Below are 12,737 nucleotides of genomic sequence, written 5' to 3' on the forward strand. Positions count from 1 at the left end.
ATTTTCTGCAGCTGCAAAGTAATAAAGTTGCATCTTGACGCAAGAACGCGCCACTTTGTTACCAAGGAGCCGTCATGTTGGACAATATGCCACGCGGGACGATCTGCATCGAAGACATCGAAATCGGGATGACTCGCCATCTGCGTAAGGTCGTGACCGATACGGATATCGAAATGTTCGCGCAGGTTTCGACCGACCATAACCCGGTGCATCTGGATGACGCCTATGCCCGCGACACGATCTTTGAAGGGCGCATCGCCCATGGGATGCTGACCGCCGGGCTGGTCTCGGCGGTGATTGGTGAACAGCTTCCCGGTCACGGCACGATTTACCTCGGGCAATCGCTCAAGTTCCTTGGCCCCGTGCGCCCCGGCGACATGGTGCTGGCCGAAGTCACCGTGACCGACATGGACATCGCCAAACGTCGCGTGAAAATGGACTGCCGCTGCTCGGTCGATGGCAAACCGGTGCTCGCCGGTGAGGCCACGGTGCTTGCCCCCTCGGCCAAGCTGGACTGAAGGGACGGTTTCGCGGCCTGAGCATCTTGCCCTTGCCCCGCCGCGCAGCTAGGCAAGGCACATGCGGATCATCCGAGATTATCAATTCGTCGACCTTGCAGATCGCGGTGCCACCGCCGCGATTGGCAATTTTGATGGCGTGCACCTTGGCCACCGGTCGGTGATCGAACTTGCACAGAGTGCCGCCCCCGATGCGCCCCTTGGCGTCGTCACCTTCGAGCCGCATCCCCGCGAATATTTCGCCCCCGATGCCCCGCCGTTCCGCCTGATGGGCCGCGAATCCCGCGCGCATCGGCTGGAAAAGATCGGCGTTAAGCGGCTCTATGAGCTGGCATTCAACAGCACACTGGCCAGCCTGAGCCCCGAGGCATTCGCCCGCGACGTGCTCCACGACGGGCTGGGACTGGCGCATGTGGTTGTGGGCGCAGACTTCTGCTTTGGTAAGGGCCGCGCGGGCACGGCGGAAGATCTCGTCCGTTTCGGTGCGCAATATGGTTTCGGCGTCACCATCGCCCCGCTGATGGAGCGCGATGACCTCACCGTATCCTCAACCGCGATCCGCGAAGCGCTGACTCGTGGTGAAACCCGCGAAGCAGCGGCAATGCTGGGTCACTGGCACCGCATCGACGGACCGGTGATCTCGGGCGAGCAGCGCGGGCGCGAGTTGGGCTTCCCTACCGCCAACATGTCGATTGACGGCCTGCACCCGCCCGCCTTTGGTGTCTATGCCGTGTTGGTGGATGTGCTCGCGGGGCCGCATAAGGGCAGCTATCACGGGGCGGCCAGCATTGGCGTGCGGCCCATGTTCGGTGAGAACAAAGCCAACCTAGAAACATATCTCTTTGACTTCAAAGGCGATCTCTACGGCGCGCCGCTGTCTGTCGGGCTGGTCGAACACCTTCGCGGCGAAGAAAAGTTTGACAGTCTCGACGCGCTGATCACCCAGATGGCGGCCGACTGCGACCGCGCCCGAACCATTCTGGCGGCGCTATGAGCGATCCGATACCCCGCAAGGGCCTGACACCGAAATTCTGGGAGAAGAAGCCGCTCAAAGAGATGTCGCAGACCGAATGGGAAGCGCTCTGCGATGGCTGCGGCAAATGCTGCCTGAACAAGCTAGAAGACGAGGACAGCGGCGAAGTAGCCCTGACCCGCGTCGCCTGCCGCCTGCTTGATGATAGCACCTGCCGCTGTGTGCATTACGAAAACCGGCACGAGTTCGTGCCCGACTGCATCGTGCTGCGCCCCGACAACCTCGATACCCACGCCTATTGGATGCCCCAGACCTGCGCTTACCGCCTCCTGTGGGAGGGCAAGCTCCTGCCCGAATGGCACCCCCTGCTGACCGGCACCCCCGATAGCGTCCATGACGCCGGGGTCAGCGTGCAATTTGATACCGTGTCCGAATTTGATACCCCGTTCGAAGAATGGGAAGACCATATTATCGAGGAGCCCACCTGATGTTTTTCGCCTCTGACAACGCCGGTCCCGTCCACCCCAAGGTGATGGAGCGCGTGATCGCCGCCAATACCGATTATGCGATGCCCTACGGCAAAGACCCGATCATGGATGAGGTCCGCGACCAAATCAGGCAGCAGTTCGAGGCGCCAGAAGCCGAGGTCTACCTCGTTGCCACCGGCACCGCGGCCAATGCGCTGGCGCTGGCCTGCTACACCCAGCCGTGGCAGACGATCTTTTGCGCTAAGGTCGCGCATATCGAAGAGGATGAATGCAACGCGCCCGAGTTCTACGCAGGTGCGGCCAAGCTGACGCTGGTGGAGACCGAAGACAAGATGACCCCCGACGCCCTGCGCCGCGCCATCGTCGCGCGGGCGGCGGGCGATGTGCACACGCCGCAACGCGGCCCGGTGTCGATCACGCAGGTGACGGAACGCGGCGGGGTGCATAGCCTTGAAGAATTGCAGGCGCTGACAGCGGTGGCCAAGGAATACGACCTGCCCGTGCATATGGACGGCGCGCGTTTTGCCAATGCGCTGGTGGCTCTGGGCTGCACCCCGGCTGAGATGACGTGGAAATCCGGCGTTGATGTGGTCAGCTTCGGCGGCACCAAGAACGGCTGCATGGGGGTCGAGGCGGTGGTCTTTTTTGACCCCGAAAAAGCATGGGAATTCGAGCTGCGACGCAAGCGCGGGGCGCATCTGTTTTCCAAACACCGCTTTCTGTCGGCGCAGATGGCGGGCTACCTTGCGGATGGGGCTTGGCTGGAAACGGCCAAGACGGCCAACGCCAATGCGGCGCATCTGGCCCAAGGGCTGCGCAAAGCGGGGGCGGAATTTCTACATGAGCCTGCGGCAAATATGATCTTTGCCCGTTTCCCCCGCGCCATTCACCGCAAGTTGCATGACGCAGGCGCGCGCTATTACCTCTGGGATGGCACGCTGGACGGCGACGATGATGAGATGCTGGCCGCGCGGATGGTCTGCGACTGGTCGATCAGCCGTGAGCAGATCGACCAGTTCCTAAGCCACTTCTAAGCAGTCACGCCAGCGGCACGTCGTTCAGGAAATCGCGTATCGCTTCGGCGACTTCGGCGGGGTGCGTGATCGGCACCATATGCCCTGCCCCGTCGACTGAAACCCGCCGCGCGTTCGGCAGGCGGCGCATCAGCGACGCATTGATCGCATGTGCGGCCTTGGGCGATGCGCTTCCCTCTAACAGCAGCGCGGGCATCGACGCGCGGTCGAACATCCCCGGCGCCAGCAACCCGGCGCTGTCCTCTCCAAGGAAGGGCGAAGAGGCGGGGATGAAACCGATCCGATCCACCATATAGGCGCGGGTCTGTTCGGGAATTTGTTCCCATTTCGTCCCATCGCCCCAGACCCGGTTGAACAGCCGCGCAGCGGTCTCCTTGTCGCCCTCTGCCAAGGCGGCCTCAAATGCCGCGTTCTGTTCATTGTATTCAGCCATCGCGTCAGGATCGTCCTGCTTGGCGGCGGCGAAATAGACTGGCTCAATCAGGGTAATGCTGCGCACCAATTCGGGGTGCTCGATCGCCAGCCGCAGCGCAACCGTCGCACCAAAGGAATGGCCAATCAGATCCATCGGCGCTTCGAGCAGGCTGAGCGCCATGTCGGTCGCCACGTCGTGGATATTGCCCTGCCCGTCCCAATCGCCCGACCGGCCGTGCATCGGCAGATCGAAGGCCCGTAGAGTCAGCTCGTCCGATAGGGCAGCCCCAACGCCACGCCACGCGCCGGAGTGCGCAAGCGAGCAATGGATTGCCAAGGCCGGGCGCGGGCCGTGACCGAAACGGCGCGCGTTGACCTCTGGGATCACAGCTTACCCCCGAGATGCAGATCAAGGTCTTCCAAACGGTCCTGCCCCCAGAACCGCTGATCCCCAACGATATAAAAAGGCGCCCCAAAGACACCTTGAGCGACGGCTTCCTCAAGGTTGGCGGCATAGGTCTCGGCCCCCTGCAGCAAGCCGCTGTTCGCCAGATCGGGGTCAAAACCGGCCTCTTCCAAACAGGCCCGGACCACATCGTCATGGCCGATGTCCTTTTCTTCGGCCCAGACAGCGCGGGTGATGGCATGGGTCAGCTTGCCCAGATCCCCGCCCCCGGCATTCTGCGCGGCGATCACCGCATAGGCCGCAGGCGCGCCGTTGGTGGGCCAATGCGCGGGCTTGAGGTTGAAGGGCAGACCCAGCTTGCGCGCCTGACGCGGCAGGTCTTGCGCGCGGTAGTCATTGCGGCTGGGGTGACGCTCTGCCGGGGGCATGCCGCCGGTGCGCGGGAAGGCCGCGATAATGTCGAAAGGCTTGTACACGATCTCAGCACCGTGCTTTTCGGCGATCTCCTCAAGCCGATTCCCGGCGAGGTAGCAATAGGGTGACAGGGTCGCGAAAAAATAGTCGATCCGGGCCATTTGGCTCTCCTTCAGGGGCGGTGCAGCTTTGCCCGACCGTAAGCGCATGCTAAGCGGTGTCAACGTCACGAATCTGCAACCTACCGCTGCCCCGGAGCCCCTATGCCACGCACTTCAGAACCAAAACTGATCTCAGGCAATGCCAATATGCCGCTTGCCAAGGCCATCGCGCGGCGCATGTCGCTGCACCGCGGCGTTAACGTGGGGCTCGTCGATGCGCGAGTCGAACGGTTCAATGACGGCGAGATTTTCGTCGAAGTTTATGAGAACGTGCGCGGCGAGGATATGTTCATCATCCAGCCCACGTCGAACCCCGCGAACGACAACCTGATGGAACTGATGATCATGGCCGACGCGCTGCGCCGGTCCTCGGCGGCGCGTGTGACGGCCGTTTTGCCCTACTTCGGCTATGCCCGTCAGGACCGCCGCACCAAGGCCCGGACCCCGATCACCGCCAAGATGGTCGCCAATATGCTGACCGGCAGCGGCATTGAGCGGATCCTGACGATGGACCTGCACGCGGCACAGATTCAGGGCTTCTTCGACATCCCGGTCGACAACCTCTACGCCTCGCCGATCTTCGCGCTCGACATCAAGGACGCCTTTAAGGACCAGATGGACGATCTGATGGTCGTCAGCCCCGACGTTGGCGGCGTGGCCCGTGCGCGTGAGCTGGCCAAGCGGATCAACTCGCCCCTGTCGATCGTCGACAAACGCCGCGAGAAGGCGGGCGAAGTGGCGGAGATGACCGTGATTGGCGACGTGAAGGGCAAAACTTGCCTGATCGTGGACGATATCTGCGACACCGCTGGTACGCTTTGCAAAGCCGCTGAAGTGTTGCTGGAGAATGGCGCCAAGGAAGTGCATTCTTACATCACCCACGGTGTCATGTCCGGCCCTGCGGTTGAGCGGGTCGAGAACTCGGTCATGAAATCGCTGGTCATCACCGACAGCATCGCGCCGACCCCTGCGATTAAGAAGGCGCCGAACATCCGCATCGTGCCAACCGCGCCGATGTTTGCCCAAGCGATCTTGAACATCTGGAACGGCACCTCGGTCTCTTCTCTGTTCGAGGCGGAAACGCTGGGCCCGATCTATGACGGGATGTACGCGGCAAGCTAAGCCGCAGGCTGTGATCTAGGGCTGGCCCCCGCGGGCCGCCCTCCCCCTGCAGGGCCGCTCTCCCCCACCGAGCGATGCACCTAACCGACGACCCAGTCGTCATCCTCCCCCACCGCGCCAATCGCTGTCCATGCCAAACGCGCCCGTGCGACGCGGGTGTCGCCCCATGTGCGGAACACCATGTCAAAGCCGGTCTCGGTCACCGCCTCGGCGCCGATATCGGCGCGGGTGACGGTGCTGGCGTCGATGTCCCAAAGCGACATGCTCACCTGAACATGCGGCGGCTCCCGGAAGGGTTCGGAAAAGCTGATCCGACGGCGGCGTTCGCGCTGGCCCTCGCCCGTCCACATCGATCCGCCGTCTTCGAACTCTGAAAACAGCATGACATCGCCACTGTCCACGCCGATGGTATGGCTGCGAAGTCGTTTCATATATCGGGCCTGCTTGAATTTAGGGTCACCGCGCAATGATGCCGCAGCAGGGGGAGGCATAAAAGCAAAAAGCCCCGCCGGGGCGGGGCTTTTCACTGATTTTCAAAGCATTACAGGCTGGGCTGTTTGCTCGACAATCCGATGTGATCGCCAACGGCAACCATATCGGCCAGAAGCTTGGCTGCGTCATCCACGGGACCGGGTTCGTTTTCCCAGTTGTCCTTGGCGCGGGTGTAGACGGCATGCGCCTCTGCCACCATGCTGTCCATCTGCTCCTGCGTCATGTCAGCACGCGCCACGGCACGTTCCGCCAGCACAGACACGCCGCCCTGACCGCCGATTTCGGCGAAACCGCCGGTCACGACATATTCAGACGTGCCCTCCGGCCCTTCCACGCGCAGAAGGCCCGGACGCAGGGTGGTGATGGTGGGCGCATGATCGGCCATGGCCGTCATGTCGCCCTCAGTGCCCGGAATCTGCACGGCCGTCACCTGCATCGATGCCAGCCGCCGTTCCGGCGAAACGAGGTCGAATTGCATTGTGTCTGCCATTGTCAGCGCTCCTTAAGCGGCGTCTGCCGCCATTTTCTCGGCTTTCGCCTTCACGTCATCGATGCCACCAACCATGTAGAAGGCACCTTCGGGCAGGTGATCGTATTCACCGGCAACCACGGCCTTGAAGGACGCGATTGTTTCTTCCAGCGGCACCTGAACACCGTCGGAGCCTGTGAAAACTTTCGCCACGTCGAAGGGCTGGCTGAGGAAACGCTCGATTTTACGGGCGCGTGCCACGGTCAGTTTGTCTTCTTCGCTCAGTTCGTCCATGCCAAGGATGGCGATGATGTCCTGAAGCGATTTGTAGCGCTGAAGCACCTGCTGCACGTCTGTCGCCACCTTGTAGTGCTCGTCGCCGATGATCAGCGGGTCGAGCAAACGCGAGGTGGAGCCAAGCGGATCAACCGCCGGGTAGATGCCCTTTTCCGAGATCGAACGGTCAAGAACCGTTGTCGCGTCGAGGTGCGCAAAGGAGGTCGCAGGCGCCGGGTCGGTAAGGTCATCCGCAGGAACGTAAACGGCCTGAACGGAAGTAATCGAACCGGATTTGGTCGAAGCAATCCGCTCCTGCATCACGCCCATGTCGGTCGCCAGTGTCGGCTGGTAGCCCACAGCGGAAGGAATACGGCCCAGCAGGGCGGACACTTCGGAACCGGCCTGCGTGAAGCGGAAGATGTTGTCGACGAAGAACAGAACGTCGGAACCGGATTCGTCGCGGAACTGCTCGGCCAGTGTCAGGCCGGTCAGGGCGATCCGCATCCGCGCACCAGGAGGTTCGTTCATCTGACCGTAGACCAGTGCAATTTTCGAATCGACGAGGTTGTCAGGGACGATAACGCCGGATTCGATCATCTCGTGGTAAAGGTCGTTGCCCTCACGGGTACGCTCACCCACGCCCGCGAACACCGACAGACCGGAGTGCACTTTGGCGATGTTGTTGATCAGTTCCATGATGAGAACCGTCTTGCCCACGCCGGCACCGCCGAAGAGACCAATTTTACCACCCTTGGTGTAAGGCGCCAGAAGGTCGATGACCTTGATGCCTGTCACGAGGATTTGTGTCTCGGTGGACTGCTCAGCGAACTCAGGCGCTTCGCCGTGAATGGCGCGCGTCGCGTCAGAGTTTACCGGACCCTGTTCATCAACCGCGTCGCCGGTGACGTTCATGATGCGGCCCAATGTGGCGTTGCCCACGGGCACGCGGATCTGGTCGCCTGTGTCTGTCACAGCCTGACCGCGAACGAGACCTTCGGTCGCGTCCATCGCGATGGCGCGAACCGTGTTTTCGCCAAGGTGCTGCGCCACTTCGAGAACCAGCGTTTTGCCCTGATTTTCGGTGTGGAGCGCGTTGAGAATCTCCGGCAGGTCGCCTTCGAATTGAACGTCAACGACAGCGCCGATGACCTGTGTGATTTTACCGACAGCATTTGCCATGTCGTTTCTCCGATTTGCTTACAGCGCTTCCGCGCCGGAAATGATTTCGATCAGCTCGTTGGTGATGACAGCCTGACGCGAGCGGTTGTATTGGATGGTCAGTTTGTCGATCATCTCACCCGCGTTGCGTGTTGCGTTGTCCATCGCCGACATCCGCGCACCCTGCTCGGACGCGCCATTCTCCAGCAGAGCCGAGAAGATCGCCGTGGCGACCCCGCGCGGCAGAAGGTCGGCCAAGACCGCCTCTTCGCTGGGTTCATAGTCGAACAATGTGGACGCACCGCTGTCTTCGTCCGCGTCTGCTTCGAATTTGGCCGGGATGATCTGCTGCGCCGTCGGCGTCTGCATCACCACGTTCACGAACTTCGCATAGAAGATCGTCGCCACGTCAAATTCGCCCGCGTCAAAGCGGTTCAGCACGTCCTGCGCGATGTTTTGCGCATCACCATAGCCGATCTTTTTGACTTCGCTGAGGTCGACGTGACCGACCAAATGGTCGCCCAAGTCACGCCGCAGCGCATCACGGCCTTTTTTGCCAACGGTGAGGATTTTCACCTCTTTGCCCTGGGCCAGCAGTTCACGCGCATGGGCTTTCGCCTTCTTCGCGATGTTGCTGTTGAAGCCGCCGCACAGCCCGCGTTCGGCGGTCATGACCACCAGCAGATGCACTTTGTCTTCACCCGTGCCGCTAAGCAGCTTGGGCGCGCTGTCGGAGCCGCCGACACTGGCCGCGAGCCCTGCCATCACGGCATTGAACCGCTCAGTATAGGGACGCGAAGCCTCGGCAGCCTCCTGCGCGCGGCGAAGTTTCGCCGCGGCAACCATTTGCATGGCCTTGGTGATCTTGCGGGTCGATTTGACCGACGCGATCCTGTTCTTCAGGTCCTTGAGATTTGGCATTGCCTTATCTCCCGTTTAAGCGAAGTCGGCGGCGAAACCGTCAATGGCGGCTTTGATCTTCTCTTCCAACTCGCCTTTGACCTTGCGGTCATTGTTGGTGATGTCCTTGAGAAGGTCGTCGTGCTTGCTGCGCAGATGCGCCAGCAGGCCCGCTTCGAAGCGGCCAACGTCGTTCAAGTCCACCTTGTCGAGATAGCCGTGTGTACCGGCGTAGATCACGCAGACGATTTCCGAGTTGGTCAGCGGCGCGTACTGCGGCTGCTTCATCAGTTCGGTCAGACGTGCCCCACGGTTCAGCAGCTGCTGGGTTGCGGCGTCAAGGTCGGAGCCGAACTGAGCAAAGGCCGCCATTTCGCGGTACTGAGCCAGCGACAGTTTCACCGGACCAGCTACGCTCGACATCGCCTTGGTCTGAGCCGAGGAGCCAACGCGCGAAACCGACAGACCGGTGTTCACAGCAGGACGGATGCCTTGGTAGAACAATTCGGTCTCAAGGAAGATCTGACCGTCGGTGATCGAGATCACGTTGGTCGGAATAAACGCGGAAACGTCGCCACCTTGGGTTTCGATGATCGGCAGAGCCGTCAGCGAGCCGTTGCCAGCTTCGTCACCCAGCTTCGCGGAACGCTCAAGCAGGCGGGAGTGGAGATAGAAAACGTCGCCCGGGTAAGCTTCACGGCCCGGCGGGCGGCGCAGCAGCAGGGACATCTGACGGTAGGACACGGCCTGCTTGGAGAGGTCATCATAGATGATCAGGGCGTGGCGGCCGTTGTCACGGAAGTGCTCTGCCATCGCGGTGGCGGCATAGGGCGCGAGGAACTGCATCGGTGCAGGCTCGGACGCGGTCGCGGCCACAACGATGGAGTAGTCGATCGCGCCTGTTTCTTCGAGCTTTTTCACAAGCTGAGCAACAGTCGAACGCTTCTGGCCGATGGCGACATACACGCAGTACATCTTCTTGCCTTCGTCGTCGCCAGCAGCAGCGTTAACCTGTGCTTGGTTCAGCATCGCGTCGAGGGCGACAGCTGTTTTACCAGTCTGACGGTCACCAATGATCAGCTCACGCTGGCCACGGCCGATCGGGATCATCGCGTCAACGGATTTGAGGCCAGTTGCCATCGGCTCATGCACCGATTTACGCGGGATGATGCCCGGCGCTTTGACGTCGGCGATGCCGCGCTTGGTCGCGCCGATGGGGCCTTTGCCGTCGATGGGGTTGCCCAGACCGTCAACAACGCGGCCCAGCAGTTCGTCACCGATTGGCACGTCCACGATGGAGTTGGTGCGCTTGACGGTGTCGCCTTCGGTAATGTCGCGGTCGGAGCCGAAGATAACGACACCCACGTTGTCGGCTTCGAGGTTCAGGGCCATGCCCTGAATGCCGCCGGGGAATTCGACCATTTCACCGGCCTGAACGTTGTCCAGACCATAGACGCGGGCGATACCGTCACCGACGGAGAGAACGCGACCCACTTCGGCCACTTCGGTTTCCTGACCGAAATCCTTGATCTGGTCCTTCAGGATCGCAGAAATCTCTGCTGCTTGGATACCCATTTATCCGACCTCTTTCATTACATTCTGGAGGGAATTGAGCTTGGAGCGGATCGAGGTGTCGATCATCTTCGAGCCCACTTTGACGACAAGACCGCCGATGAGGCTTTCATCAACGGTCGCATGAAGTGATACTTTTTTGCCGGTGGAGGCATTGAGCGACTTGGTCAGCTTGTCCGACTGCGTCTTGGTCAGTGCCTTGGCCGTGGTGACATCAGCGGTGATCTCGCCCTTGGCTTCGGCAATCGTCTCGCGCAGCGCCTTGACCAGCGCGGGCAGCACAAACAGACGACGCTTTTGCGCCATCAGCGCCAGCGTATTCGCCATGGTCTTGGTCAGGCCCATCTTGTCGGCCAGCACTCTGATCGCCCCGGCCTGCTGGTCGCGGGTATAGAGCGGCGAAGAGATCAGGCGCTGAAAGTCATCGCTGTCGGTCAAGGCCGCTTCAAGCGCGGTAAGATCGCCCTCGATGGCATCGACCTGATTGGCCTCGCGGGCCAGATCATACACGGCTGTCGCGTAGCGTTCCGCGATGCCGGTGGAAATGGAAGCAGGTTCGGACACGTCCATCCTCTCGTTCAATAAGCGCCGGATATGCGAAGATGTCGCGTCACCAGCAGTTGGCGCGGCTTGAAGTTACCCAAGACGTCTAAATCAGGGGCGATGTAGCAGACAGGTTCCCATCCCGCAACACAGTATAGCGTGGCAATGATATGAGCCGGCCCCTTAATCAGCCTGAAACATTCCAAGCTGCGACGGAATGTCCACTTTTCCTGCGTCAAAGTTGGCGACCTACTCCCTCTCGGCCGATTCTTCTCGCCCTACCCGGATGCACGGCCAGAGCTGCTCACACGGTCACAAAACCTGGTCGCCTCGCAGGTTCCTCGCAAAACTGTGAGACCGAATATGGAACGTGCCCCCCCGGGGGTCTCGTTGGGGCGGTATGCAACAGAAAGAAGGAGCATATCATGACGACGCGCACTACTCTTCTGACAGCAAGCACCATTTTGATGGGCCTCGCCGCCCCCGCCTTTGCCGAGGCGCATATGGACCTGAGCGATTGGCCGGAGGCCTCGCAAAAGGCCGCCCAACACATGATGGACACCTATGGCGAGCCCGCCCACGTGACCGACCATGAACTCGTCTGGTACGACACCGGACCATGGAAAAAGACCGTGATCTATGACGAAGCGACTACCCATAACTTTCCAATGGAGCATCCCGATGTGATGCAGCAATGGATCGAAATGGACGTGCCCGCAGACATGTTCGACGACCTCGCCCGCTATGACGGTAGCGTTGTAGTCAACCGGACTGAGGCGCTCATCTCGGCCCGCTGCGACAAGGAAGGCGCGAACTTCCTCGCGATCAATCTTGCCCACGACATTGTCGAAGGGAACAAAACGGTCGAAGAAGCCCGCAGCTTCTATGCGGATACGATCAAGAAAGTCATGGATGGTGAAAAACCTGAATATACTCAGGGCTTCACCTTTGAGCCGTCCAACGAAGACCTTTCCAATCCCGATGAAAGCGTGATGGAAATGTAATCACTTCACCGTCCGGCGGTTTTCCCGCCGGACGGTTGCCTCAAACCGGTTTGGCCTGCGGCTCAGTCATGCCCTCCAACACCCCGATGGCACGCCTTGCGGTGCTGCGCTGCGGGCGGCCTCGCGGTGGATAGACCAGTTTCGTGGCCTCCACCAAGATCGCCCCACCGCCCATCATCGTTGGCATCTGGCGACCGATTTTCTCAAACAAAGGGGCTGATTTCATCCAGATTCGCTGCTGTGAGGGGAATTGAAACAGCGCGCCAAGGTGCCGTTCGGGCAGAAACTGATGTTTGCGCAGTTGCGTTTCCAACTGCCCCGGCGAATAGGGCCGCCCATAGCCAAAAGGCGTGCGATCCCGCCGCGCCCACATGCCCGCACGGCTCGGCACAATAAACAGCGCCTTGCCCCCCGGCCCCAGCACGCGCCAGCATTCATCCAACAATTCACTGGGCCGCTCTGACGTCTCAAGCCCGTGCATCAGCACCAGTTTGTCCACCGCCCCCGTCTCGACCGGCCAGAGCGTCTCTTCGGTCAGGACCGAGGTATTGGGCATCCCCGCAGGCCAAGGCATCACGCCTTGCGGCCCGGGCATCAACACCATCACGCGCCGAGCATCGGCCAGATAGGGCCGCAGCAGGGGGGCTGCAAAGCCAAAGCCGACGACGGTTTGCCCCTTCGCCTCGGGCCAAAGCTCCAACAACCGCCCGCGCAGGGATTTCTGCGCGGCACGCCCCAACGCGCTGCGATAATAGAAATTGCGCAGATCCTGTACATCAAGATGCATTGC

The 12,737-nt window shown here is 61.0% G+C and carries 15 protein-coding genes; 6 read left to right on the plus strand and 9 right to left on the minus strand.

The window, feature by feature from the left end:
• The first annotated feature begins 74 nt into the window (after window positions 1-74).
• From K3758_RS13935 to K3758_RS13950, 4 genes are all read left to right on the plus strand, one after another.
• Window positions 75-518, plus strand: coding sequence for a MaoC family dehydratase (locus tag K3758_RS13935; RefSeq protein WP_259946016.1), 444 nt, complete (start codon window positions 75-77; stop codon window positions 516-518).
• Window positions 519-579: 61 nt separating this feature from the next.
• Window positions 580-1,512, plus strand: coding sequence for a bifunctional riboflavin kinase/FAD synthetase (locus tag K3758_RS13940; RefSeq protein WP_259946017.1), 933 nt, complete (start codon window positions 580-582; stop codon window positions 1,510-1,512).
• Complete coding sequence (locus K3758_RS13945; RefSeq protein WP_259946018.1) at window positions 1,509-1,979, plus strand: YcgN family cysteine cluster protein; 471 nt, start codon at window positions 1,509-1,511, stop codon at window positions 1,977-1,979. Before K3758_RS13940 ends, K3758_RS13945 begins: the two co-directional genes overlap by 4 nt.
• The gene (locus tag K3758_RS13950; protein WP_259946020.1) at window positions 1,979-3,013 is read left to right on the plus strand and encodes a low specificity L-threonine aldolase; all 1,035 of its coding nucleotides are present in this window, start codon (window positions 1,979-1,981) and stop codon (window positions 3,011-3,013) included. Before K3758_RS13945 ends, K3758_RS13950 begins: the two co-directional genes overlap by 1 nt.
• A 4-nt stretch (window positions 3,014-3,017) precedes the next feature.
• Here K3758_RS13950 and K3758_RS13955 read toward each other — a convergent pair whose 3' ends face one another.
• Window positions 3,018-3,815: an alpha/beta fold hydrolase gene (locus tag K3758_RS13955; RefSeq protein ID WP_259946021.1), complete on the minus strand. Its 798-nt coding sequence runs from the start codon at window positions 3,813-3,815 to the stop codon at window positions 3,018-3,020.
• Entirely contained in the window at window positions 3,812-4,408 is a 597-nt protein-coding gene (locus K3758_RS13960; protein WP_259946022.1) for a 2-hydroxychromene-2-carboxylate isomerase, read from the minus strand. Before K3758_RS13960 ends, K3758_RS13955 begins: the two co-directional genes overlap by 4 nt.
• A 102-nt stretch (window positions 4,409-4,510) precedes the next feature.
• On the opposite strand from K3758_RS13960, the gene K3758_RS13965 reads away from it, so the two are divergent.
• Window positions 4,511-5,530 (plus strand): ribose-phosphate pyrophosphokinase, encoded by a 1,020-nt coding sequence (locus K3758_RS13965; protein WP_259946024.1) that lies wholly within the window; start codon window positions 4,511-4,513, stop codon window positions 5,528-5,530.
• A gap of 80 nt (window positions 5,531-5,610) precedes the next feature.
• On the opposite strand, the gene K3758_RS13970 is transcribed toward K3758_RS13965, so the two are convergent.
• From K3758_RS13970 to K3758_RS13995, 6 genes are all read right to left on the minus strand, one after another.
• On the minus strand, window positions 5,611-5,961 hold the full coding sequence (locus tag K3758_RS13970; protein WP_259946026.1) for an H-type lectin domain-containing protein: 351 nt from the start codon (window positions 5,959-5,961) through the stop codon (window positions 5,611-5,613).
• A 110-nt stretch (window positions 5,962-6,071) separates the two neighbouring features.
• Window positions 6,072-6,512: a F0F1 ATP synthase subunit epsilon gene (locus K3758_RS13975; protein ID WP_067629565.1), complete on the minus strand. Its 441-nt coding sequence runs from the start codon at window positions 6,510-6,512 to the stop codon at window positions 6,072-6,074.
• 12 nt (window positions 6,513-6,524) lie between these two features.
• Window positions 6,525-7,949 carry a F0F1 ATP synthase subunit beta gene (atpD, locus tag K3758_RS13980; protein ID WP_259946027.1) on the minus strand — a complete coding sequence of 475 codons (1,425 nt, stop codon included), beginning with the start codon at window positions 7,947-7,949 and terminating at the stop codon, window positions 6,525-6,527.
• 18 nt (window positions 7,950-7,967) lie between these two features.
• Complete coding sequence (locus tag K3758_RS13985) at window positions 7,968-8,849, minus strand: F0F1 ATP synthase subunit gamma (protein ID WP_067629562.1); 882 nt, start codon at window positions 8,847-8,849, stop codon at window positions 7,968-7,970.
• A gap of 15 nt (window positions 8,850-8,864) precedes the next feature.
• Window positions 8,865-10,403 (minus strand): F0F1 ATP synthase subunit alpha, encoded by a 1,539-nt coding sequence (gene atpA, locus K3758_RS13990; RefSeq protein ID WP_259946028.1) that lies wholly within the window; start codon window positions 10,401-10,403, stop codon window positions 8,865-8,867.
• Window positions 10,404-10,964 carry a F0F1 ATP synthase subunit delta gene (locus K3758_RS13995; RefSeq protein ID WP_259946029.1) on the minus strand — a complete coding sequence of 187 codons (561 nt, stop codon included), beginning with the start codon at window positions 10,962-10,964 and terminating at the stop codon, window positions 10,404-10,406.
• Between the two features lie 404 nt (window positions 10,965-11,368).
• Between K3758_RS13995 and K3758_RS14000 the strand changes: the two genes are divergently transcribed.
• A complete protein-coding gene (locus tag K3758_RS14000; RefSeq protein ID WP_259946030.1) occupies window positions 11,369-11,947 on the plus strand; it encodes a hypothetical protein in 579 nt (192 codons plus the stop codon).
• 40 nt (window positions 11,948-11,987) lie between these two features.
• Here the strand turns inward: K3758_RS14000 and K3758_RS14005 are convergent, their stop codons facing one another.
• Entirely contained in the window at window positions 11,988-12,734 is a 747-nt protein-coding gene (locus tag K3758_RS14005) for a class I SAM-dependent methyltransferase (RefSeq protein ID WP_259946031.1), read from the minus strand.
• Window positions 12,735-12,737 lie beyond the last annotated feature (3 nt).

This window comes from Sulfitobacter sp. W002, from assembly GCF_025142135.1.
In the GTDB taxonomy this organism is placed as follows: domain Bacteria; phylum Pseudomonadota; class Alphaproteobacteria; order Rhodobacterales; family Rhodobacteraceae; genus Sulfitobacter; species Sulfitobacter profundi.

Excerpts from the sequence above, each read along its gene's own strand:
- K3758_RS13935 (WP_259946016.1), top strand. The coding sequence starts at position 75 with ATGTTGGACAATATGCCACGCGGGACGATCTGCATCGAAGACATCGAA.
- K3758_RS13940 (WP_259946017.1), top strand. The coding sequence starts at position 580 with ATGCGGATCATCCGAGATTATCAATTCGTCGACCTTGCAGATCGCGGT.
- K3758_RS13945 (WP_259946018.1), top strand. The coding sequence starts at position 1,509 with ATGAGCGATCCGATACCCCGCAAGGGCCTGACACCGAAATTCTGGGAG.
- K3758_RS13950 (WP_259946020.1), top strand. The coding sequence starts at position 1,979 with ATGTTTTTCGCCTCTGACAACGCCGGTCCCGTCCACCCCAAGGTGATG.
- K3758_RS13960 (WP_259946022.1), bottom strand. The coding sequence starts at position 4,408 with ATGGCCCGGATCGACTATTTTTTCGCGACCCTGTCACCCTATTGCTAC.
- K3758_RS13965 (WP_259946024.1), top strand. The coding sequence starts at position 4,511 with ATGCCACGCACTTCAGAACCAAAACTGATCTCAGGCAATGCCAATATG.
- K3758_RS13970 (WP_259946026.1), bottom strand. The coding sequence starts at position 5,961 with ATGAAACGACTTCGCAGCCATACCATCGGCGTGGACAGTGGCGATGTC.
- K3758_RS13975 (WP_067629565.1), bottom strand. The coding sequence starts at position 6,512 with ATGGCAGACACAATGCAATTCGACCTCGTTTCGCCGGAACGGCGGCTG.
- atpD (WP_259946027.1), bottom strand. The coding sequence starts at position 7,949 with ATGGCAAATGCTGTCGGTAAAATCACACAGGTCATCGGCGCTGTCGTT.
- K3758_RS13985 (WP_067629562.1), bottom strand. The coding sequence starts at position 8,849 with ATGCCAAATCTCAAGGACCTGAAGAACAGGATCGCGTCGGTCAAATCG.
- atpA (WP_259946028.1), bottom strand. The coding sequence starts at position 10,403 with ATGGGTATCCAAGCAGCAGAGATTTCTGCGATCCTGAAGGACCAGATC.
- K3758_RS14000 (WP_259946030.1), top strand. The coding sequence starts at position 11,369 with ATGACGACGCGCACTACTCTTCTGACAGCAAGCACCATTTTGATGGGC.
- K3758_RS14005 (WP_259946031.1), bottom strand. The coding sequence starts at position 12,734 with ATGCATCTTGATGTACAGGATCTGCGCAATTTCTATTATCGCAGCGCG.